Below are 20,929 nucleotides of genomic sequence, written 5' to 3' on the forward strand. Positions count from 1 at the left end.
CCATGCCCATCGATATGCAATCCGTCATCGTTTCGGAGCTGATCGCGTGCCTGGCTGTCGTGCCTTCCTTTGGCGGCCTGGTATTCGAGGACAGCGTGCTGCGCGTGATCGACTCCGACGACGAGACTCTGCCGGAGGACTTCATCGTCATCCAGCCGGGTGCGACTGAGGAAGTCGAACGCATCGGCCCGGGCAGCGTGCGTGAGCGCGTGACCCTGAACATCACGGCTGTTACCAGGCGGCGCGAGTTTACCGCGCCGCTACGGGCGGCCCGCCTCGGCATCAAGGTCGCGCTGCCTGGCACCAAGGCCGGGCTCGCCATCCAGGGCATTACGCTCGCGGCCTTCCAAACCGAAACCCCATTGCCACCCGGCGAAGGTCGGCGCTGGGCTGCGCACGTACTGCCTATTCAGGTCACCTACGTGCAAGCCCTCAAGTGAGGAACATGCAATGCCCAAGATCACCGTTACCCAGCCGTTCAACTACGCCCATGGCCCTGTCGTGAAGCACTACAAGAAGGGCGAGCAGGACGTGCCCCAGGCCGTTGTCGATCACGCCGCGACCCATGGTTTTATCGACGGCCCCAAGGCGAAAGCTGACGCGGCGCCCGCGCCGGTTGAGCCCAAGCAATAAATCGACTCTCGCTCTGGAGAAAATCACATGCCACAGATTGACCGTTCCTTTGCTGGCGAGGGCATCATCTACGCCCGCGCCTACCAATCTGCCGACCCGCTGCTGGACATCGGCAACTGCGACACCTGCAACCTGTCGTTCACCACCAACCAGACCAAGCTGCCCAACTTCCGTGGCGGCGGCGGTAACCGCAACGTGCGCGAAGTAGTGACTGATGTTACTGCCGCCATCGGCATGTATGACCTCACCGCTGTCAACGTCGCCCGCGTCACCCGCGCCACCATCACGGCGATATCGGCAGGAGTGATCACCGAGGAAGTACTGGCCTGCGCCGGCATTGAGGGGGAGTTGATCCCGTTCAAAAACCTGCCAGACCTCAGCGTTGCCCCGGTGATCGTCACCGCCGCCGACGGCCCCCTGGTGGCCGGTACCGACTACCTGCTGAGCCCGCACGGCATCTTCGTCATGGCCAGCAGCGGCATCACCGTGGCCGGCATCAAGGCCACCTACACCAAGCTGGCCGCCGATGCCCTGCAACTGCTCAACGGCAGCCAGGTGGAGCTGGAGTTCTACATTGCAGGCCTCAACGACGCGCAATCGGGCGAGCCGTTCAGCCTGCGCCCACGCCGCGCCAAGCTGGGCCTGATCAACCAGCTCAACGTGTTCGGCCAGGAGTACATCAAGCTCGAGGCCAACGCCGAGCTGCTGGCCGATCCGCTGGTGATCGCCACCGACATCTCCAAGTTCTGCGAGATGCAGATGGTGAATAAGACGGCTTGATGCTGAGGGCCAGGGATGGCCTTATATTGGGAGCTTTTGCTGTGCTGCCGGCAAAGGTTCGGCTGATTTAGTCCGCGTAGAAAGCGCTATTAGCTTTTTCGTTTTCTTGGTTATTTGTCGAGCGCCACGTTGTGAAATTCTCTTGCGGTATAGGAACAGGTCGTCGAGGAACTTAGATTTTACAACCCAGCAAATCTCAAAAAAATAAATGGGCAGGGCGCCGATCCAGATTATGAGCTTGGGCCAGCTAACTGCTCCCGGCACTATGTAGAGAATCATCAATGACAAAGGTAACCACATCGAAACCGATACAAAAAAAAGCGTCAGATAGACGGCACTGCGAGATATCTCTCGGGTGATTAAGAGCGCATCGCAGTTCGCTTCTTTTATGCGCAGAAGCTTTTTCCTGCAACTGCGCCAATACCAAAGCCTAAGCCGACCCTTGGCTAGGCCCATCCATTGTGCAGTCAGCGCTGGCAATCTTGCCCCGATCGCCTTGATAGTTGTGCCGACGGCCAAGGCCCAAAAAATTGCAGGCCATCCCGAAGGGTTAGTAAAGAATTCCATGTCCATAGTGAGTGCTCCGATCTAATTCTTACTAGTTTGCTGTGTTCTAAGATTTCGATAAACCCGCACCTGCGGGTTTTTTTACGCCTGGAGAAAAGTATGGCCGGCATCAAAGACCGCTTGATCCAGTTCATCCTGCGGGGCAAGGATGAGCTGTCGCCGGAGGCCAAGAAAAGCGCGGCCGCTCTGGAGTCATTGCGCGAGGAGGCCGAAGGCCTGGGCAAGGCGCTGGATTCGGCCAAAGAATCACGCGGGCTGGCCAAGGCCCTGGAGGCTACCCAGCGCACCGTCGAGCAATCGCAACGCTCACTCGAGCAAACCGAGCAGCGCGTCACCGATCTGCGCCAGGCGTTGAGCGAAAGCCCGGAAGCCGCCGGCCTGCAACAGTCGCTCAAAGAGGCCGAGCGCGAGGCGAGCCGCACCCGCAAACAACTGCTCAACCTGAACACCGCCCTGGCCGATCAAGAGAAGGCCGCCAAGGCTGCCGGTATCGACACCAACAAACTGGCCGATGAAGAGCAGCGCCTGGCCAACGAAGTCGAGCGCGCCAAGAGGGCGCTGGCGGACAACGGCCAGCAGCTCAAGGCATTGCAGCGCGAGCAGTCGGCCGCCAGCCGCACGGCTGCTGAGCACAACTCTCGCATTGCAGCTGGTCGCGAGGTCATGTCGCGCGGCGCCAAGCAAGTCCTGGCCTTTGCCGCCGCCTACATCTCGCTGAACGCCGCGTTCGGCCTGGTTCAGAAGGGCCTCAACATTGTTCGCGACGGCATCTACTCGATGCTGCAAACCGGCGATCAGTTCGAGCTACTGGACAAGCGTCTGGTCTCGCTAATGGGCTCTATAGCGGGTGGCGAGCAAGCCGCGGCATGGATCAAGGATTTCGCCAAGAACACGCCGCTGGAAGTGGCGGATGTAACCGAGGCGTTTGCCCTGCTGAAAACCTATGGGCTCGACCCGTTGGACGGCACCCTACAGGCCGTGGTCGACAAGAACGAGCAGCTCGGCGGCGGCATGGAGCGCCTTACGGGTATCGCCTCCGCCCTCGGCCAGGCCTACGGCAAGCAAAAGCTTCAGACCGAGGAGATTTTGCAGCTGGTCGAGCGCGGTGTGCCTGTTTGGGCGCTGCTGGAAAAGGTAACCGGCAAGACTTCCGCCCAGCTTGAAACCCTTGCTACCAAGGGTAAGCTCGGCCGGGACGTGATCAAGGCGCTGATTGCTGAAATTGCCAAGAGCTCCGAGGGTGCCGCGGCTGACGCGATGGGCACCCTGACCGGCCGGGTTAGCAACCTGAGCGACGTGTGGTCTGATTTCCTCGACCGGATTTCCAAGTCCGGCGCCATGGACTTCGTCAAGAAGAAGCTTGGTGAGGTGGCTGCCAAGATCGACGAGATGGACAAGGACGGCCGGCTCGACGAGCTGGCGCAGTCGCTGTCTGACACCTTCGTCAACGGCGCCGAGTCCATCGAGAAGTGGATCAAGAAACTCGGAGAGGTTGACCTCAACGAGTTGGCCGAGAAAGCGGCGGCGATGGCCAAAAAGGTCGGCCCGGCAATTGACCAGGCGCTAACCGCTGGCCAGTACGTCACGGGCACGCTGACCACGGTGTGGAACGCCTTCTCCATTGTTGTCACCAGCTCGGCGGCCACACTGGCAAAAGGGGTACAGCTGACCCTTGGTAATGTGCTGCTGGCCGGCGGGCAGATCGCCGGGTTCTTCGGCGGCAGCAAGATCAAGGCCGAAGCCGAGGCCTTGTACACTGCCCTCGGCGATTTGAGCGCTGGCTACGTGGCGCAGGCCAAGACCGATTTGGGACAGATCGGCAGCGCCTGGGATTTCCTCGACGAGAAAAAGGGCAGCAGCACCAAGAAGCAAACCGCTGCCGAGGCCGAGAAAACCGCAGCGGTTAAGACCGCCCTTGAGCAGCAGCGCATGCTCAACCAGGCGCACGCGGATCAGCTGGTCGGTGACCAGCAGCGCGTAGTCGATGCCGCCGCTAGCGGAAAAACCGCAATCACCGACATGGCCAACGCGGTCAACCTGATCGGCGACGCTAAGTCGCTGCAGCAGGTCGAAGGCCTGCGCAGCGCTTTACTCAAGGCCTACCAGGACGGCACGCTCAGCCTGGAGCAATACCAGCAAGGCACCGCGCTTCTGGGCGACAAGCTCAAGACGCTCGGCACGGCAGCCGGTGGCGCGGCTGACCTGGTCTCCGATCTGGACGAAAAGCTCGGCGACCTCGCCCAGGTGCAGGCCGCGATCAGTGCCGCCAAGACCGATGTGGATATCAACGCCATCCGCGCCGCGTTGAAGAAGCTCTACAGCGACGGCGAGATCACCGCCAAGCAGTACAACGAGGAACTGAAGAAAACCAGCGACCGCCAGAAGGAACTCAAAACCACAATCGATGGCAGCAAAAAAGCCCAGGACGAAAAGAACGACTCCGACAAAGAGGCGATCAAGACCAGCGAGGAGCTGCGCCGCGAGTCCGGCAAGCGCATGGAGCAAGAGCGCCGCGCTGGCGACCAGGCGATGCAGGACAGGCGCAAGGGTAGCGAAGAAGCGCAGCGCGACATGTCGGCGTTTTCTGACTTCTTCGGTGGCGTCATCAGCCGCGCCCGTGAGCCGCTCGCCGCCCTCAGCGCGGCAGCCCTGGCGGCTTACGACAAGCTGCGGGGCGTCACCACTGTCGACCTGAGCATGGACACCAGCGGCCTGGAGGCAACCACCCGTTCGCTGGAGAAGGCCCGCGAGGAGCTGGGCAAGCTGCAGGCCCAGGCCAACACGGTCGGCATCAGCAGCTTGGGTCGCTGGATGACCCAGAGCCAGGTGCAGAGCCAGCAGGTGCAGGTGCAATACCTAGCGCAAAAGGCCACCCTTCAGCGGCTGATGGAGGGCTATGAGGACGGCAGCATCACCCTCGAGCAGTTCGTACGCCGTGCGGGCAGTGCCAGCGGCAGCCTGAACCTGCTCAACGACTCCGACCTCAGCACCTTGGATGGCGCACTGGAGGCGGCCAAACAACGCATGGAGCAGCTCGGCGACTCGACGCGCGGCACCTTGGCGGGCCTGCAAATGGAGCTGCTACAGCTACAGGGCACGCAGGAGGAGATCGAGCGCGCCCGCTTCGCCAGCCGCCGCGACGAGCTGCGTGCCCAGCAAGCCCAGGCGCAAACGGCAGGTGACTCTGGCGCTGCCAGCAACCTGCGCAAAGCCCTGCAAACGCTGGATGAAATCGAGGCGGCCACCGCCAACAAGCGCCTGCAGGATGCCCAGCAGAAGCGCAGCGAAGAGGCCGCCAAGGCAGCCCCCGCACAAGCGCAGCTGCCCACCAAGGTCATCCGCCTCGAGACTGCCCGGGGCCAGGCCGTGAACGTGGCGCTGCAAAACGATCGCGACGAAACCAACCTGCTCAGCATCCTTCAGGATGCCGGGCTGAGGAGTCTATAAATGGCCATGATGCTGGACAGCATCCAGCTGGACGAGCAGTACGGCCTGGGCGGCGATCAGCTGGAATGGGTCGATGAATTCGACTGGGACGCCGTGGCGCAGGAACAAGAGCGCTCGCTGGCCGGCACGCTGATTGTGCAGGAGGGCGTCAAGGTGCACGGGCGCCCCATCACCCTGGCCAGCAACGGCGCCGCCTGGTTCGAGCTGTCGCTGGTGCGGCAGCTGGAGGTGCTGCGTGATCAACCTGGGCGGGTCATGCCGCTGGTACTGCCGGACGGGCGCGAGTTCAGCGTCATCTTCAACCGCACCGGCGGCGCCGCACTGGAGGCCAAGCCGCTCTGGCGCCAGGTAAACCCCGGCGCGGATGCGTTGTATGAAATCACCCTGCGCCTGCTCACCGTCGCGCCGCCCGTAATCCCCGACCCATAACCCGAACCCCATCCCCGAACCCGCCCAGTGCGGGTTTTTTAATGCCCGGAGATCGGCATGACCATCAGCGTCCTCGACGTAAAACTGCTCAAAGCCCAACGCCTCACCGACGAAGACGACGGTGGCGGCCGTGCCACGGGTGTTGCCGTGGAAGACGGCCAGGAAAACAACCTGTTTCCGGACATCTCGCGCCTCGACCGCACCCTAGGCCGCATCGCCCTGCGCAAGGCCTATGCCGGCGTGGTGGCGGAAAACGCCGACGCCTACCTCGGCGCCCACGCCATCCTCACCCAAGGCCCGACCGACCCGCGCGTGAGCGTGGTGCTGTTCAATACCGGCAGCCAGACCGACGAACGCCTGGCCGCCCGCAACAGCATCGAGAACTACGTGGTGCCCGGTACCGCTGCGCAGTTCGAGCTGCTCGGCAACCAGCTCTCCGGCCAGCGTGCGCTCACCTGCGTGCAGCGCGAGGAGCACCGGGTGCCGGAAATCGGCGAGGTCTATCAGCTGGTTAGCGGCAGCAACAATCAATACGTGCGCATCACCAAGGTCGAGGCCATCGTCGAGAACTTCATCTACGAGTACGGCAGCGGCAGCTACCTGACCCTGCCGCGCCGCCGCCTAAACCTGGGCATCAGCGCGGCGCTGCTGCAAACCTACCCAGGCGGCTCGGTAACGCCCGGCGGCACCAGTTCGACCAACGGCGCTGGCTCGACCAAAGCCAGCGTACTCGGCACACAGGTGGCCGATGCCGCGCGCTACTTCGGTATCAGCCCGCTGGCCGCTGCCGTTGCCCAGGGCGACCTGAGCGTCAAGGTGGCGTCGGTGTATGCCTCCCTGGTGCCGAGCAACACCAAGGAAACCCCGTTGATCGACCAGCTCGGCGGTTACAGCCGCCGGCAGATGATCGCTGCCGGCGCAGCGCGCTCGCCAGCGCTGACGTTTGCCTCGGTCACCGCCGGCCAGTCGCGCAGCTTTCTCGGTACCGGCGCGTTGCCGGGTAGCATCAGCCTCAACATCAGCGCCGGCGTATACGCCGATGACGGCAAGGGCGAGTTCCGCCCGGTCAGCGGCAGTGCCAGCTTCACCAAGATCACCGTGGACTACCAAACCGGCCAGCTCGACGCCTACCGCAGCACGGCATTCACCGGCGCGGCCAGCGTCACCTACACCCCGGCCACTGGCGTCACCGGCCCGACCGTCACCGGCGAGATTGTCATTGATCTGGCCAACCGCGGCTTCGCCTACACCCTCGCCCTGGCACTGGCCAAGCCCAAGCCTGGTACTTTGTCCATCAGCTACATGGCCCTCGGCAAATGGCAGGAGATTCGCGACCCCGGCGACGGCGAGTTGACGGGCGAGGGCAGCGGCACCATCGCCTTCGGTACTGGCAGCGTGTCGTTCACCCTCAATGCGCTGCCCGATGTCGGCTCGGCGCTGATCTACAGCTACGTGTCGCAGAACGATGCGGAGTTTACCCAGCGCACCGGCGCGGGCATCCCGGCCAAGGTACGCATCCGGCACCGCCTGCCCCACGACGGCATCCAGCCTGGCAGCCTGACGGCCACCTACCTGGTCGGCGGCGTCAGCAAGACCATCACTGACAACGGCACGGGCACGCTCACCGGCGAAGCCAGCGGCATCATCGGCTACGCCACCGGTGAGCTGGATATGGAGCTGACCAGCACGCCGGATGCGGGCAGCGCGATTCAGTACAGCTACCAGCAAGGTGCGGTAGGCGACACCGTGCTCAATCCCGCACCGGACAGCGCGGGCACCGTCAACGGCACCATCCCTGGCGCGCCGCTGCAGCCCGGCTCGGTGCAGGCAAGCTGGTCGGTAGTGCGCAAGAAAGCCGTGCCCTCGGTGAAAAACCAGAGCAGCTATGACTCGACTTACACCGTCGAGAAAACCGCCCGTGACGATGGCGCCGGTGGCTGGGTCGGCTACGTCGGAACCGTCGACTACAACACCGGCGTGTTCACCCTGCGCGTGCGCAGCAGTTACGAATACGTCGAATACACCTACCAGAACGACAGTCGTCTCGACTGGGCGATCTCCGGCTAAGAGGCCCGCATGTCCGATATCAAACTGATCAGCACTGCCACCACCCTGCAGGAACAGTTCGGCGGCACCCTGGTGATGCGCGCCCAGCCGGCCGGTACCAGCTACGGCGCGCAAACCGACAGCCAGGCCGCGCCCGAACTGACCTTCGACCTGCTGCCTGCTGTCGAGGAACCCATTCTGCCGGGTTCGCTCATCCTCTCCTGGGGCGGTGAAACCTACGTCGACCGCGACGGCGTGCTCTACAAAAACATCAGCAGCCAAACCAACGCCGGTGTGGCGGTGGGCACCGTTGACTATGCCGCCGGCGAGGCGCGGCTCAACAGCTACCCGGCCGGGGCCAGTGCCAACATCAGCCTGTTGGGCTGCCTGACCACCAACAGCGGCTTCGCCATCACTGGCGCCACCTGGCGCACCCCCGGCGCACCGCTGCGTCCGGCCAGCCTGCAACTCACCGTGGTGCGCGCCGACACGGCCGGTGTTGTTGTGGCCACCGCCGACAACAACGGCAACTTCGCCGGCCCGGTGGTATTTGGCACGGTCGATATTGCCACTGGCATCATCCGTGTGCGCTTTACCAGCAACCCGGCTGACAACAGTGGCAACAGCGAGATCCCGGTGGTCCCGCTGCTGCTGCGCTACAACACCGTGCTGTACACATCGCTGCCGCTCAATGCCGATCTGATCGGCCTGGACCCGGTGCGCCTGCCGGCCGATGGCCGCGTGCCGATCTATCGTGAAGGCGAGGTGCTGGTCATCCACCACACCGCCGAAACCAACCTCGACACGCCGACCCCCGGCCAAGTAGTCAGCCTGGCGCGCGATCACCAGGCCGGCATCGAAGTGCTCGATGGCAGCGGCGTGGCGCTCGACTCGCAGGCCTACACGGTCGACAAGCTGCTTGGCCGCGTGACCTTCGCCGACCCGTTGGTGCTCAACGATGCCTTGGGCGTGCCACTGGTACCGCCGCTCAAAGCGCTGGATCGGGTGGAACACATGACGGTCTGCACCGAGGTGCAGATCAGCGGCGTGCTCGGCATCAACAGCCCACTGCCGTGGGACCTGCCGCCGGCGGTGGCGAAGGTTTCCAGTGCCGTGGCCTGGGGTGACCTGCAAGCGCGGCTGTACAAGTGGTTCGCGCAAAAGACCTGGAGCAGCGGCAGCCCAAACTGGTCGGACTCACGCATCGGCGACAGCACTACCGCCCAGTACGACCAGCTCAACTACCCGCCGATCGTCACCAACAAGGGCAGCATCGCCGGCAAGTGGGCGTTGGTGTTCACCAGCAGCAGCACCTTTCAGGTGGTCGAGCAGCAGCTCGGCATCATCGCCACCGGCAGCATCGGGGCGGATTGCGCACCGATCAACCCGGCCAACGGCGCGCCGTACTTCACCATCGCGGCGGCGGGTTGGGGCAGCGGCTGGGCGGCGGGCAACGCGATTCGTTTCAACACCGACTCATGCCTCGGACCGCTGTGGATCTGCCGCACCGTGCTGGCGGGGCAGGGCACGGTTGAGGACGACACCTTTCAGATTCAGGTTAGAGGGGATGCAGACTGATGCCTTTTGGACTGGCGGGATCGGGTACCAAAGAAGCCCCATGGCTGATTACCACTAACTCGGAGTTCTTGTCCGTTGTGACGGCAATCGCCTATGCCTATAACGGCTACTACAAGGCGACTGGAGACCTCTCAGCGAGCTTGCCGCAAGGAACCCCCTACGGCACAAGCCTGCAATACTACACGTCGACCTGCAAAGTCATTGATATGTGTGGCTACAAGGCATCGTTCTTCTGTAGCAACATAACCACTGGCCATCCGCTGATTTTTGGGCTGATGCTGCGCAATGGCGATATCTATTGCAGCATCTACGGCAACCCCTCTAATTACTACAACGATCTTGTTCTGATCAGAAGCACTTGGTTTACCGATTGCATTATCCGAATAACTCATGGCGGCGCATATCGGAGCTACTTCGCAACCTACGCCGCAGGACACATAACACTTGAGCCAAAAGTTAATCGACGTGTCTTTATCATGGGCGTCTCGCTCAGCGCCTCATATAACTATTTCCTTGATTTCTACGGGACGGACAGCGGCGAAACCACGTCCGCTGACGTCGTGCGTTTCGCCACATCAACAGGTACCTGGTACAACAAAATTTCCGTGGTGCCTACGGTGGCGCAGCTTGATGCGTTCACTGGCACCGGCCATGACTACACCATGGCGGCTTGGTTCTTTTCCTCAGAGGGGTACCCAAGACCCTACTTTGCTGATGTCCTGGCCCTGTCGGTGTCTTCGCTGGTTGACGGCGTGGTCAAGAAGCGTCCTCTGTTCTGGGAGTCGCAGGGCGCATTCAACTACCTCGGGGAAACGGGAGAGGACGGCGCGATAGAACTCAATCTGAGAATCCAGCGCTGGACAACATTGAGGTTAGTGGCCAGCGAAACGCACGCGCTCAGCCAGTTGCAGGAAGGCGGCTACGTCAGCGCGGGGGTTGGCTACCTGCCGCCGTTTTCCGGCACTGGCTACAAGTACGTGGCGGGCTCGGCAGGTCAGATGATAGGACTTACCAGCACCTCATTTGGAGGCGCGCCCGTCACCGTCAATGGGGTCACTCTCACGCCGGTACCGGTCTACCGCGAAGCCTATAGCGACCACACATCGCTGCTGTCCGCAGGCCCTCAGCAGATCATTACCTTGGACACGGTTAGCTCTGGTGGGGGTGGTGGCGGGCCTGTGATCGACGGCGACCCAGCCTATTTGGATGGCGTGGTTGAAGAAATCCACCCCATGCTCGGCACCGTCCGTGCGTTGATCAATGCCGAAGTGCTGGTGTTCGAAAAGCGTGCCACCGGCTACGTGGCCATGGGCAGTGCCTACTCCAACGCGGTAGGAGAGTTTCGGGTTAATACTGAGGTCTACGGTGGCGGCGATATCTTCGCTTTCGCCGCCGACTTTCCTGGTTTTGTCTGGCAGCCCGGCATTGAGCTGGAAGTGGGCTCCAGGATTCGCCCTACCGTCAACAACGGCTACGTCTACGAGGTCGTTACGGCCGGCAACTCCGGCGCGACCGAGCCTACCTGGTGGGCCGATGCCGGCGACGGCACCGAGGGCGCCATTGGCGGCGCCACTGCCAAGGCCCGGCCGTACTACCAGCCGGTGGGCCACGGCCCGCTGAAGATGACCCTCGTCGAATAGAGCACCAACCCATGCAGAGATTTCGCCTCACCGGGCCTTACCAGCCGCCGGTGCCGTTGGTGTTTGTGCTGCAGGCGCGCCATGTCGATGTGATCTACCCCGAGCCGCCACGCCTGTGCATCGCCGCGCGTGCTGGATGGTCGGGGGGCGGCGCGTTCGATGCCGCAACGCGAGCGACATTCCGCTCGGTACCGCCGCGCGAAGCAACGGTTGTGTTGAGCCACCAGCAGGCTCCCGTGCAGGATGCGGTCATGGGTTCTGCCTGGGGCGTAGGTGCGCCGACCGACAGCGGCCAGGGCGAGGGTTGGACGGAGGCGCGGCCGCTGTCCGCCGCAGCTCAGGCGGTGCCTTGGTCAACGCCTGGCGTGCGCGACCTCGGTACCGCCGACGCTTGGCGCCCGGCGATTCCGCTCGACCAGATCAACCTGCGCTTGAGTTGGCAGGTTGGCATCCCGGCGGACGTGCAACTCGGCAGCCGCCACCGTGACACCGACCGCTACGGCCCCGAATGGGTGTACGTCGAGCAGTTGCCGCCGTACCGCCCCGGCGCGCAGCCGCTGGCGTTCCGCTTCAACGGCACCCGCTACCTGCCGGCACGCAACCCGCCGGTGTACTTCCGCCTCGGTCGCAGTCTGCGCGAGCGCCCGACCCAGCCGCGCGACCAGCGGGTGGGCATCCGCCACGGCACGCCGTTGCAAATCGACTGGGGCCGCTCGCTGCCGTGGGGATGGGGCACGTCGGCCGATGCACGGCCGACCGGCATTACCTATCCCGACTACAACGGCCCGGTGATCATCGTCGAACCGGCGGTGGAACCCGACATATTGGAGACCTACATGATCGCCAACAGCGTCAGCCTGGTGCTGCTGCCCGACCGCACGCCCGTGGATGCCACCAGCATCAAGGCCAGCCTGGACCGGGACAGCTTCAGCTGGAAATTCAGCGCCGATCTGTTCGGCCGCACCTCGCTCAATCTGGTTCGCCCGGATGCCAGCGGCCCGAAAACCTTGGAGCTGACCATCAACGGCTGGGCCTGGACCTTCCTGGTGGAGCGCTACAGCAGCAACGCCAAGTTCCCGGCCGAGCGCTTCAGCATCAGCGGTAGTAGCCGCAGCCAGTTGCTGGCTGAGCCCTACGCGCCCAAGCGCAGCGCGGTCAACGCGGTGGACATCAACGCGCGGCAGGCGGCCGAGGATCAGTTGCTGTTCACCGGCTTCACCATCAACTGGGACGCCACCGGCATCGGTCCACCCGACTGGACCATCCCGGCCGGTGCCCTCAGCTACCAGGATCAAACGGCCATGCAGGTCATCGCCCGGGTGGCCGAGGCGGCGGGTGCATTTGTGCTGCCCGCGCGCGAGGGCGACTCGCTCACTGTGCTGCCGTGCTACCGCGAGGCGGTGTGGTGGTGGAGCAGCGCGATCATGGACCGCATCATCCCGGCCGAGATAATCACCGACGCCAGCGGCGAATGGACGCCCCAGCCCGAGTGGGACAGCGTCTACGTCAGCGGTACCAGCCACGGCGTGGCAGTAGATGTGCGCCGCACCGGAACCGCCGGCAACGCCCCGGCGCCGGATGTGTTCGATGACCTGATCACCGCCACCGACGCAGCCCGCGCGCGCGGCATCTGCGAGATCAGCAAGGGCGGCAATCAGGAAATCGCCAGCCGCACCATCCCGTTGTTCCCGGTGGGCAGCGCGCCCGGGCTGGTCGAACCTGGCATGCTCTGCGAAATCCGCGACCCCGGCGACACCTGGCGCGGCCTGTGCCTGGGCGTCGACATCAGCGCCGAAGGCATCGGTGCCAGCCGCGTCAGCCAAGTGCTACGCCTGGAACGCCACCACGCTGGAGGTGCCTGATGGCCACGGTAAACCCATGGAAGCGCTTCATCAGCCTGCTGCCCGGCGGCAGCCGGTCGGTGGGGGAGGTGATCAGCATCAGCACCGCCACCGGTAGCAGCATCATCGAGCTACGCAACGGCGTACAGATATCGGCGCGCGGCGTCGACGTGGCGGTGGGCCTGAAGGCCTTCATCATCGACGGCCAGATTACCGGGCAGGCGCCGAGCCTGCCGCAGTATGACGTGGAGGTTTAGTGGGAGTCTGAGCTTGTGACACAGATCACGCAAAGTGCTAGCCTTCCGGCTGCGCCTGGAGGCGTCCCCTCTCTACGAATGGATTCGTGATCAATGAACAAGCTCATTCTCGTTTTTTCGCTACTTCTGATCAGCATCTATGCATCGCTGTGGTTTGTTGCGCCTCATCCCTTTTGACCCCGGCAAAGGAACGCCGTCATGACTCATAAAGAGCAGCAGTTAACGGAGCTTCTTACGCTCACCTCTCGCAGCCTGACGCACTTAACCGCGTCGATGACTGCCCTGTCCTTTGATTTGATACGCAGCCCCGACCCTGCTGTGTGCGGTGCAGGCAAGCGGATGATTGCCCGGCTGGAAGCTGTGAGTAAGGAGATTGATCATCAATGGAAATTGATCGGCGAACTGACAGAGGATACGCAACACGTGCGCCATGATTTAGTGGAGGTAGTGCACTTGCACTCGATGACTTAGCCAGAAATTACCAGTTAACCAAAACCCGCTCCGGCGGGTTTTTTTATTCCCGGAGATAACATGGACATAACCGAGCAGCAGCTGCTCCACATCATGCCCAACGCCCGCAAATACGCGGGCGTTTTTGTACCTGCAATCAACGCCGCCGCCAAGCGCTGGCAGTTCGACCGACCCAAGCGCATGGCGGCTTTCCTGGCGCAGGTTGGGCATGAGTCCGGCCAGCTCCAGTTCACCCGCGAACTGGGCGGTAGTGCCTACCTGGCAAAGTACGACACCGGTCCATTGGCCGTGCGGCTGGGCAACACGCCCGAGGCCGATGGCGACGGCCAGCTCTATCGCGGGCGCGGCCTGATCCAAGTCACCGGCCGCTACAACTACCTCAAGTGCAGCCTGGCGCTGTTCAGTGACGAGCGGTTGTTGCGCACGCCTGAGCTGCTCGAGCAGCCCGAGTGGGCCGCCCAGTCGGCGGGGTGGTTCTGGTGGGTCAAGGAATTGAACACCCTGGCTGATCAGGGGCGGTTCACTGATATCACCCGCAAGATCAATGGCGGGGTGAATGGCATGAAGGAGCGCCGGGAGCTATGGGCGCGGGCGAGGGAGGTGCTGGTATGAGCATCACTGACCTTATCTCCGGTTCACTGCGCCTCTGGGTTGTCAGCGCACTGCTGGCGTCTCTGGTCGCCGGCACAGTCGGCGCCACCTGGTGGGTGATCAGCCCGCGCCTGGATCTGCAAACCGAACGAGCCACCCGGGCCGAGCAGGATCTCGTCAGCGAACGCGAGCTGACTGCCCTGCAGGCACGTGTGCTGGAGGCGCAACAGGGCCAGTTCGAGCGCCTGGCCGCGGTTGAGCTGAGCATGCAGCAGCTCGGCCAGCGCATCGATAAAAACACCACGACCCACGCCCGCGCCCTCGAGGAGCTGAAACGCAATGACCAAACCATCGTTGATTACCTGGCTCAGCCTGTGCCTGCTGCTCTCGGCCTGCTCTACGCCCGCCCCGAAACCACCGACCCCGGCGCCTACATTGCATCACCAGCCGTGCACCCTGGTGCCGTGCTACCTGCCAGCTCGGCCGCAGCTGCTGATCAATGACCACTGGCGCCAAGCGCTGGACGAATCAGAAGGCGCGTTGCTGAGCTGTGCAGCGCAGGTGCTTAAGTGCATCGAGCGGCAGCGGGTGCAGGCGCCGCCTTAGGAAATCTGTCCTATGCTTGCCAGGGATATCAATCCAGGGAAGGAAAACAATGTCTCATTTAGTGCTCACTCGCCGTGCTGGACAATCCGTAGTGCTAACTCTCGATCCAGCCGCTGACCCTGAAAAGGTACTGCAGCTGCTTATGCGAGATGGCATAACCCTGAGCGTGTACGAGGTTGATGGGGGGAATGCCCGGTTCTCAATCGATGCCCCTCGCGAGATTTCTATCGTGCGATCGGAGCTGCTGGTTGATCGAGCAAGGCGTAAAGCCTCGAATCCGCTGGCCAGCATCTAGTTTATCGCTTCGCCCTCATAACCTCGCTTCAGTCATTCATCCCCGCACAAAAGAAGCGGCCGGTTCAGGTGTTCCACCACCCAGACCGGCCGCTCGACCCGCAGCCATTCCTGCAAGCCAAGCCAAGGCTCCTCACTCCGTGCACGAAGCGGGGCAGAGCCTAGCACCTGTTTATTTATACAGTAAAGGTTTGCATCCTATGACCAGCCCAATCATCCCGTGGATGGGCGGCAAACGCCGCCTGGCCGACCGTCTTATCCCGTTATTCCCGCCGCATGAGTGCTACGTCGAAGTGTTCGCCGGCGGCGCCGCGCTGTTCTTCATGCGTCCCCAGCCTGCTCCCGTCGAGGTGTTGAACGATATCAACGGCGATCTGGTGTCGCTGTACCGGGTGGTGCAGAACCACCTCGAGGAGTTCGTGCGCCAGTTCAAGTGGGCGCTGTCCAGCCGCCAGCTATTCGAGTGGCAGAAGATCACCCGCCCGGAAACCCTGACCGATATCCAGCGTGCGGCGCGGTTTTTCTACCTGCAACACCACGCGTTCGGCGGCAAGGTCAGCGGCCAGTCGTTCGGTACCGCCACCACCGGTCCAGCCATCAACCTGATGCGCATCGAAGAAAATCTGTCTGCTGCCTGGCAGCGCCTGGCCGGTACCTACGTGGAGAACCTGCCCTGGCTGGATTGTGCAGAGCGCTACGACCGCGCCCATACATTCCACTACATGGATCCGCCGTACTGGCAGACAGCGGGCTATGGCGTGGACTTCCCGTTTGAGAACTATGAGCGCATGGCAGACTTCATGCGCCGCTGCAAAGGCAAGGTGATGGTCAGCATCAACGACCATCCAGACATTCGCCGGGCGTTCGATGGCTTCCACTTTGAGCAGCTCGACATCCGCTACAGCACCACAAACCAGCGGCAAGGCCAAGCCGAGGTAACTGGCGAGCTGGTGATCATGAACTGGGTGCCGGCGGCGCTGGGCGGTCTGTTTGATGGCTGCTGATCCGCTTGCTATGCCATGGCACCAGAGCGTTACTGGTGCCAGCCAAATCAATCAAGGACAAGCACAATGAACCTGGACGAACACCTCCAGCCCCTGCCGACTGAACTGCTAATCGCGATGGCGAAAGGGGAGGCCGACACTCAAGCGATCGCTGCGCAGCTGATGGCGGGGCGCGGGATGGATCGAGATGGGAAGTGGGTAGGGTTTGCCAACGCTGCGGAGGCTTGGCGGCTGAAGCCCTAAATACAAAAGGCCCGGCACTGTAGGCGTTGCCTGCGGTATCGGGCCTTTTTGATGCATATACAAACCGAACCGCTGCTCTTGGCCCATAGCTGCTTTAGGCAACAGGCAGGTAGTTGGTGCCGGCCAAGAGCAGCCACTGCTGATAGAGTGTAGCCATCCAAAAAACGACCTTCAAAAGGCTCGGCGAAATTAGTGGCGACCCAATAATCCAACGAAGGGAAGGCAATGAATGGCGGTTACTAAAGGACACGGGAACCCTAATTGGACGCGCGACGAGGTGATACTTGCGCTTGATCTCTACCATGCCTGCGGAGGTCAGACTCCAGGCCCGACCGATGATAGAGTTCGCGAACTATCTCGCGTGCTAAGAGCGTTCCCGCACCACAGCCAAGCAGCGCGCCAGGAGTCCTTTAGAAATCCCGACGGCGTGGCATTCAAATTACAAAATCTTCGCAGTGTTGCTACCGGAGGAGGGCTTACAAATACCTCTAAGACGGACCGCGAAGTGTGGGAAGAATTTGGTGATGATCGTGCGCGGACTCATGAGTTGAGCAAGCTTATTCGTCAGAGCATAGAGATCGTCGATGATCTTCCACTGCCTGATGACGAGGAAGAGTTCTCTGAAGGTAAGTCTGCGACCAAAGTGCATATTCGGCGTGAGCGTAGCAGGAAGGTCCGTAAAGAGGTAATCGCGCTGCGCCTTAAAAGTGATGGACTGGTGTGCGACCTCTGTGCCACAGATGGAGGCAAAGTTGATCCAGCCATTAGAGAATCAATGTTTGAGTGTCACCACGTCATTCCGCTCAGCGTGATTGGTGAAACAAAAACTAAGGTCAAGGACATGGCTTTACTGTGTGCAAACTGTCATCGCTTGCTTCACCGGGCAATCGCCAATAGGAGGCATTGGCTTTCAATCGAAGAGGCCAAGACGCAGCTTTTCATGTGACCGCCTGCTTAGGCTTGACCGTTGCCGGTCGCAGTCGACCGGTTTCGGCCAGGAGCAGACATTCAGGGCTTACGACCGCACCCTGAGCGCCACCGCTATCCCACTGGCGCTCACCCAAGGCACAGCGGCGCAGGAAAGAGCAGCATCATCAGCCACCCAGCCCCAAAGAGCCCGATTCCGAACGTCAGATGCGCAATGACGCTTCTGCGCCTTGCCACGTTCGGTGCCGCTGTCCTCGAAGCGGCGATGCCGAAACCGAACGCGGGCTGCATGATGAAGAAAGGTGCAATCACACTGATCAAGCCAGTCACCAGCGCGGGCATCAGAGAGGGGTTGCAGATCCAGGCAAGCCCTTGGCCACCGAAGAGCACCATCGCGAAGAGACAGCCAGTGATGTAATGGAACACCCAGCCAACCAGGCGTTCATTCCTGACACGGGGCGCAGTCACAATCGAGGCGTGACGAAACCGCCCTTGTAACATGTGGCCCAACCAACGACCGACGAGCCCATAGTCAAGCGACGCCAAGCCAAATACCCGCGCTTGAATAAAAGCCGATACGTCCATGATCAGCGTGGCCCCCATTCCAACAAACAGAATGCGCAGTACCGTCTCACCTACTTCCATGGTATTTCCCCTTGCCTTCAGCCTGTTTGGGCGGTTTGATCCCGGCAGTTTGCAAGTTCAAGTCGACTTGAGGTCAAGCATGAAAGAGATGGATATCGGTGAAGTGGTACGGCGTTCCGGTCTGCCGTCTTCAACCCTGCGCTACTACGAAGAAAAAGGTCTTATCAGCTCGATAGGTCGTCGTGGCCTGAGCCGCGTATTTCGTGCGGATGTACTCCAGCAGCTGTCAATGATCGCGCTCGGGCAATCTGCGGAGTTTTCATTGGACGATATCGCCGCCATGCTGGACGCGGACGGTCAGCCTGCCATTGATCACAAGCGGCTTACAGAAAAGGCTGACGAACTGGATCGCACCATCGAGCGCCTCAGTGCCATACGCGACGAGCTTCGTCGTGCTGCGTCCTGCCCTGCTCCCCGTCATATCGAATGCTCGACGTTTCAGAAAATGCTGAACGCTATTGGGACGGGGAGCAGGGCAGGACGCAGATATAGATCGTGAAACGGACTACCTATATTGGGTCGATTGCGGTCATTGGCGACTGACTGCCTTCAACCAAAAAACGACCATATCCTCTGCGCCATCTTTTGATCCGACTGACTGCAATGGGTCGACAGCTGCCAGTCACGAAGGGCCGAAGTCGACCCAAAGCTGCCGGTGGCGACAGGCAAAAATCGGCCAGAAGCGGCCCCCATAGTGAACATGGCTAATACCTCGTCACGAGCAGCAGTGACCTGCCAAAAACAGGCCATGGACACGCTGCTAACGACTTCGTAATCTCCTTGCAGGCCATGTCGCTTTTTCTCCCTGCCTCAAGTCGCGTTTCCATCGCGCCTTGCAAGCTGGTGAAGGAGTTATCCATGGACAAGGAACGTTATCAGACACAAGCAGGCGAAAATATTACCCTTCTTGTGTCGTCTACTTATGGTTAGGTTTCATATGTTCTACACCGACGACTTCATGTGGGACGTAATGGGAATCACAGCACTCCCCGACGTTCTCTACCACTACACATCCATCGACACTCTTGCACTCATCCTTGCAAATAGAACACTTCGGTTCAGCCGCCTTGACGCTGTGAACGATCCTGAAGAAGCTTCCTCCTGCGATCTTGGTGGAGCCTCGACGCTGGTCTTCGCATCCTGCTGGACTGCTCAAGAACGAGAGTCACTGGCCATGTGGCGAATGTACACACCGGATATGCAAGGCCTAAGAATCGCATTACCGAACAATCCATTCTCTGGCCGCCACAAGCCCATAATCTTCGAAAAGGGCGGTGCAATGCAGCGAATAGACGGCGAGATCAACATTAACCGAGAGAACGGTGGGCACGGAATCAGGTCTTACTCCATCACCGGGCCGAACAAAATTTACTACACCGATGACAAGAGCTACCGCAATGGCCCCTGTCTAGTTGATGAAGGCGACCGCTGGACAGTGCAGCTTCATGACTTGGGAATGGTCAAAAACTTATATTGGGCGTTTGAAGAGGAGTGGCGATACAAAATCCTGGCGTCGTTCTCAGAAGCCATACTTAGCGAGCCACGCCCAGCCTCTCATCCGGCACTTGATCTCATAGCATTTCCAGTTCGAGAGACTGCCGTATTTGCCCCTCTTGACCCTCAGTGTCTTCAGAGCATGGAGGTTCTCCTGGGGCCGTGCGTAACCGCCGGTCAGGAACTGGCTGTGAAGGCACTTCTCAGCGTATACGCGCCCGCTGCCACGCTGAAGAAAAGCGCAATTCAAGTTCGCACCAAGAAATGAAACCTAACCCTTCCATCGAGAGGACATGTCCCGGCTAGCCGGGTGGGTAATGCCACTTAAATCGCCACTGGTTATGTAGTCATTCGATGACCGCTTTTGGCCCAGGCTGTGTAAAAACGCTGGCGCCGTTTTGAAGTCTGCGTTGCGACTTAAAATCTGCCGCAGCTTGTTCAGTCAGCAGACCTGAAATTTGCGTAGGAGCGCGTTTTTTGTTCCGATTCAGACCCTCGAGCCGGCTCGAAAACGTTTTTACACAACCTCGGCCGGTTTCTGCCTTTGGCCAACGACCGCTCTGAGTCGCTCTCTACCAACAAGGTCTGGCGCGGCAGGGTTACCTGCTGCAGCGGGCTTTTTATGTCTGAAATATATGGGGCAAAATTGGGGTAAATCATACGCCACCTCATGCCACTCTATGCCGCCTATCGTGTATTAGTGCCTGTTGCTTATAGCCTTCAAGCCCTTGCTGTGCGGGGCTTTCGCGTATTTTCTGTCGCTACTGCCTCACAATGGGCGTGTGAGAACTAAGATCGCTTTGGCTCATCGTTTTAACTGTCCGGCTGAATCGCAAAAGCGCCTAGTGTACGGTATCCCCCTGGCTGGCTTTAACCCCGGAGTGCAGATGACTGTGAATGATCAACGCCTGACCCGGCTGGCCGCCGAATTGGGTCAGCGATTGCAGGCGCAAGGCGGGCAGGTGAGTGCCGCGGAGTCTTGTACCGGCGGCGGTATCGCCGAGGCGATTACCCGAATTCCCGGCAGTTCGGCCTGGTTCGAGGCTGGTTATGTTACCTATTCCAATGGACAGAAGCGCAAGCAGTTGAGGGTGCCCGAGGCGTTGTTCGCCGCCGTTGGGGCGGTCAGTCGCGAGGTGGTCGAGGCCATGGTGCGTGGCGCCCAGGCGCAGAGCGGGGCGCGTTATGCGGTGGCGGTCAGCGGGGTGGCTGGGCCGGATGGCGGCTCGGCGGAGAAGCCGGTGGGCACCGTGTGGTTGGCCTGGGGTGATGGCGAGCGGCTGTTCAGCGCCCGCCGGCAGTTCGCTGGCGACCGCGCCGAAGTTCGCCGACAAACGGTCGAGGCCGCTCTGGAGGGGCTGCTGCGCGTGATTGCGCAAGAAAATCCAAATGCAGGGTAGGCGAGGGACTTGCCCTGTGGAATAATACTGTCTACT

Annotated in this window: 23 protein-coding genes; 20 read left to right on the plus strand and 3 right to left on the minus strand. The window is 61.2% G+C overall.

The features are described 5' to 3' along the window. The first annotated feature begins 2 nt into the window (after positions 1–2). Genes B2D37_RS02030 through B2D37_RS02040 form a run of 3 tightly spaced genes read left to right on the plus strand, consistent with a single transcriptional unit; the run spans position 3 to position 1,413 of the window. Positions 3–440: a hypothetical protein gene (locus B2D37_RS02030; RefSeq protein ID WP_079201162.1), complete on the plus strand. Its 438-nt coding sequence runs from the start codon at positions 3–5 to the stop codon at positions 438–440. Between the two features lie 10 nt (positions 441–450). After that, positions 451–633 (plus strand): glycogen branching protein, encoded by a 183-nt coding sequence (locus B2D37_RS23275; protein WP_079201163.1) that lies wholly within the window; start codon positions 451–453, stop codon positions 631–633. A 27-nt stretch (positions 634–660) separates the two neighbouring features. Further along, on the plus strand, positions 661–1,413 hold the full coding sequence (locus tag B2D37_RS02040) for a hypothetical protein (RefSeq protein ID WP_079201164.1): 753 nt from the start codon (positions 661–663) through the stop codon (positions 1,411–1,413). A 21-nt stretch (positions 1,414–1,434) separates the two neighbouring features. On the opposite strand, the gene B2D37_RS02045 is transcribed toward B2D37_RS02040, so the two are convergent. Beyond that, positions 1,435–1,986 (minus strand): hypothetical protein, encoded by a 552-nt coding sequence (locus B2D37_RS02045; RefSeq protein ID WP_079201165.1) that lies wholly within the window; start codon positions 1,984–1,986, stop codon positions 1,435–1,437. Between the two features lie 93 nt (positions 1,987–2,079). Here B2D37_RS02045 and B2D37_RS02050 point away from each other — a divergent pair, with 93 nt between their 5' ends. The 9 genes from B2D37_RS02050 (at position 2,080) to B2D37_RS02085 (ending at position 14,301) form a co-directional block, all read left to right on the plus strand. Then, complete coding sequence (locus B2D37_RS02050) at positions 2,080–5,427, plus strand: tape measure protein (protein ID WP_079201166.1); 3,348 nt, start codon at positions 2,080–2,082, stop codon at positions 5,425–5,427. Next, a complete protein-coding gene (locus tag B2D37_RS02055; protein ID WP_256573138.1) occupies positions 5,428–5,856 on the plus strand; it encodes a hypothetical protein in 429 nt (142 codons plus the stop codon). Between the two features lie 57 nt (positions 5,857–5,913). Continuing rightward, complete coding sequence (locus B2D37_RS23280) at positions 5,914–7,923, plus strand: hypothetical protein (RefSeq protein ID WP_177345171.1); 2,010 nt, start codon at positions 5,914–5,916, stop codon at positions 7,921–7,923. 9 nt (positions 7,924–7,932) lie between these two features. Beyond that, complete coding sequence (locus B2D37_RS23285; protein ID WP_177345172.1) at positions 7,933–9,480, plus strand: hypothetical protein; 1,548 nt, start codon at positions 7,933–7,935, stop codon at positions 9,478–9,480. After that, positions 9,480–11,120, plus strand: a complete 1,641-nt coding sequence (locus B2D37_RS02065) for a hypothetical protein (RefSeq protein ID WP_079201167.1) — start codon at positions 9,480–9,482, stop codon at positions 11,118–11,120. Before B2D37_RS23285 ends, B2D37_RS02065 begins: the two co-directional genes overlap by 1 nt. 11 nt (positions 11,121–11,131) lie before the next feature. After that, a complete protein-coding gene (locus B2D37_RS02070) occupies positions 11,132–12,982 on the plus strand; it encodes a hypothetical protein (RefSeq protein WP_079201168.1) in 1,851 nt (616 codons plus the stop codon). After that, positions 12,982–13,218: a hypothetical protein gene (locus B2D37_RS02075; protein ID WP_079201169.1), complete on the plus strand. Its 237-nt coding sequence runs from the start codon at positions 12,982–12,984 to the stop codon at positions 13,216–13,218. The genes B2D37_RS02070 and B2D37_RS02075 overlap by 1 nt, the downstream gene beginning before the upstream one ends. A 198-nt stretch (positions 13,219–13,416) precedes the next feature. Then, a complete protein-coding gene (locus tag B2D37_RS02080; protein ID WP_079201170.1) occupies positions 13,417–13,689 on the plus strand; it encodes a hypothetical protein in 273 nt (90 codons plus the stop codon). Between the two features lie 60 nt (positions 13,690–13,749). Next, on the plus strand, positions 13,750–14,301 hold the full coding sequence (locus B2D37_RS02085) for a glycoside hydrolase family 19 protein (RefSeq protein WP_079201171.1): 552 nt from the start codon (positions 13,750–13,752) through the stop codon (positions 14,299–14,301). A gap of 23 nt (positions 14,302–14,324) precedes the next feature. On the opposite strand, the gene B2D37_RS24020 is transcribed toward B2D37_RS02085, so the two are convergent. Further along, positions 14,325–14,591 (minus strand): hypothetical protein, encoded by a 267-nt coding sequence (locus tag B2D37_RS24020; RefSeq protein ID WP_218190360.1) that lies wholly within the window; start codon positions 14,589–14,591, stop codon positions 14,325–14,327. Positions 14,592–14,619: 28 nt separating this feature from the next. Between B2D37_RS24020 and lysC the strand changes: the two genes are divergently transcribed. The 5 genes from lysC (at position 14,620) to B2D37_RS02105 (ending at position 17,373) form a co-directional block, all read left to right on the plus strand. Beyond that, positions 14,620–14,886, plus strand: coding sequence for an Rz1-like lysis system protein LysC (lysC, locus tag B2D37_RS24025; protein WP_218190361.1), 267 nt, complete (start codon positions 14,620–14,622; stop codon positions 14,884–14,886). 49 nt (positions 14,887–14,935) lie between these two features. Beyond that, positions 14,936–15,181 (plus strand): carbon storage regulator, encoded by a 246-nt coding sequence (locus B2D37_RS24030; protein ID WP_079201172.1) that lies wholly within the window; start codon positions 14,936–14,938, stop codon positions 15,179–15,181. A 199-nt stretch (positions 15,182–15,380) separates the two neighbouring features. Further along, positions 15,381–16,184, plus strand: a complete 804-nt coding sequence (locus tag B2D37_RS02100) for a DNA adenine methylase (protein WP_079201173.1) — start codon at positions 15,381–15,383, stop codon at positions 16,182–16,184. A 66-nt stretch (positions 16,185–16,250) separates the two neighbouring features. After that, positions 16,251–16,427: a hypothetical protein gene (locus tag B2D37_RS22990; protein WP_154067030.1), complete on the plus strand. Its 177-nt coding sequence runs from the start codon at positions 16,251–16,253 to the stop codon at positions 16,425–16,427. A gap of 229 nt (positions 16,428–16,656) precedes the next feature. Continuing rightward, positions 16,657–17,373: an HNH endonuclease gene (locus B2D37_RS02105; RefSeq protein ID WP_079201174.1), complete on the plus strand. Its 717-nt coding sequence runs from the start codon at positions 16,657–16,659 to the stop codon at positions 17,371–17,373. Positions 17,374–17,483: 110 nt separating this feature from the next. Here B2D37_RS02105 and B2D37_RS02110 read toward each other — a convergent pair whose 3' ends face one another. Then, complete coding sequence (locus B2D37_RS02110; RefSeq protein WP_079201175.1) at positions 17,484–17,999, minus strand: DUF2938 domain-containing protein; 516 nt, start codon at positions 17,997–17,999, stop codon at positions 17,484–17,486. A gap of 79 nt (positions 18,000–18,078) precedes the next feature. On the opposite strand from B2D37_RS02110, the gene B2D37_RS02115 reads away from it, so the two are divergent. The 3 genes from B2D37_RS02115 to B2D37_RS02130 all read left to right on the plus strand — a co-directional run bounded on the left by B2D37_RS02115 (position 18,079) and on the right by B2D37_RS02130 (position 20,893). Then, a complete protein-coding gene (locus B2D37_RS02115) occupies positions 18,079–18,498 on the plus strand; it encodes a helix-turn-helix domain-containing protein (RefSeq protein WP_079204872.1) in 420 nt (139 codons plus the stop codon). 438 nt (positions 18,499–18,936) lie between these two features. Next, positions 18,937–19,761, plus strand: coding sequence for a DUF2971 domain-containing protein (locus B2D37_RS02125; protein ID WP_177345173.1), 825 nt, complete (start codon positions 18,937–18,939; stop codon positions 19,759–19,761). A gap of 619 nt (positions 19,762–20,380) precedes the next feature. Then, a complete protein-coding gene (locus B2D37_RS02130) occupies positions 20,381–20,893 on the plus strand; it encodes a CinA family protein (protein WP_079201178.1) in 513 nt (170 codons plus the stop codon). Positions 20,894–20,929 lie beyond the last annotated feature (36 nt).

The sequence above is a fragment of the Pseudomonas sp. CC6-YY-74 genome (genome assembly GCF_002025205.1).
GTDB classification, from domain to species: domain Bacteria; phylum Pseudomonadota; class Gammaproteobacteria; order Pseudomonadales; family Pseudomonadaceae; genus Aquipseudomonas; species Aquipseudomonas paeninsulae.

Coding starts and splice junctions, on each gene's coding strand:
- B2D37_RS02105 (WP_079201174.1), top strand. CDS start 16,657: ATGGCGGTTACTAAAGGACACGGGAACCCTAATTGGACGCGCGACGAG.
- lysC (WP_218190361.1), top strand. CDS start 14,620: ATGACCAAACCATCGTTGATTACCTGGCTCAGCCTGTGCCTGCTGCTC.
- B2D37_RS02040 (WP_079201164.1), top strand. CDS start 661: ATGCCACAGATTGACCGTTCCTTTGCTGGCGAGGGCATCATCTACGCC.
- B2D37_RS23280 (WP_177345171.1), top strand. CDS start 5,914: ATGACCATCAGCGTCCTCGACGTAAAACTGCTCAAAGCCCAACGCCTC.
- B2D37_RS02050 (WP_079201166.1), top strand. CDS start 2,080: ATGGCCGGCATCAAAGACCGCTTGATCCAGTTCATCCTGCGGGGCAAG.
- B2D37_RS24030 (WP_079201172.1), top strand. CDS start 14,936: ATGTCTCATTTAGTGCTCACTCGCCGTGCTGGACAATCCGTAGTGCTA.
- B2D37_RS02130 (WP_079201178.1), top strand. CDS start 20,381: ATGACTGTGAATGATCAACGCCTGACCCGGCTGGCCGCCGAATTGGGT.
- B2D37_RS02080 (WP_079201170.1), top strand. CDS start 13,417: ATGACTCATAAAGAGCAGCAGTTAACGGAGCTTCTTACGCTCACCTCT.
- B2D37_RS02100 (WP_079201173.1), top strand. CDS start 15,381: ATGACCAGCCCAATCATCCCGTGGATGGGCGGCAAACGCCGCCTGGCC.
- B2D37_RS02065 (WP_079201167.1), top strand. CDS start 9,480: ATGCCTTTTGGACTGGCGGGATCGGGTACCAAAGAAGCCCCATGGCTG.
- B2D37_RS23285 (WP_177345172.1), top strand. CDS start 7,933: ATGTCCGATATCAAACTGATCAGCACTGCCACCACCCTGCAGGAACAG.
- B2D37_RS02085 (WP_079201171.1), top strand. CDS start 13,750: ATGGACATAACCGAGCAGCAGCTGCTCCACATCATGCCCAACGCCCGC.
- B2D37_RS02030 (WP_079201162.1), top strand. CDS start 3: ATGCCCATCGATATGCAATCCGTCATCGTTTCGGAGCTGATCGCGTGC.
- B2D37_RS02055 (WP_256573138.1), top strand. CDS start 5,428: ATGGCCATGATGCTGGACAGCATCCAGCTGGACGAGCAGTACGGCCTG.
- B2D37_RS02115 (WP_079204872.1), top strand. CDS start 18,079: ATGAAAGAGATGGATATCGGTGAAGTGGTACGGCGTTCCGGTCTGCCG.
- B2D37_RS02110 (WP_079201175.1), bottom strand. CDS start 17,999: ATGGAAGTAGGTGAGACGGTACTGCGCATTCTGTTTGTTGGAATGGGG.
- B2D37_RS02070 (WP_079201168.1), top strand. CDS start 11,132: ATGCAGAGATTTCGCCTCACCGGGCCTTACCAGCCGCCGGTGCCGTTG.
- B2D37_RS23275 (WP_079201163.1), top strand. CDS start 451: ATGCCCAAGATCACCGTTACCCAGCCGTTCAACTACGCCCATGGCCCT.
- B2D37_RS02075 (WP_079201169.1), top strand. CDS start 12,982: ATGGCCACGGTAAACCCATGGAAGCGCTTCATCAGCCTGCTGCCCGGC.
- B2D37_RS22990 (WP_154067030.1), top strand. CDS start 16,251: ATGAACCTGGACGAACACCTCCAGCCCCTGCCGACTGAACTGCTAATC.
- B2D37_RS02125 (WP_177345173.1), top strand. CDS start 18,937: ATGTTCTACACCGACGACTTCATGTGGGACGTAATGGGAATCACAGCA.
- B2D37_RS02045 (WP_079201165.1), bottom strand. CDS start 1,986: ATGGACATGGAATTCTTTACTAACCCTTCGGGATGGCCTGCAATTTTT.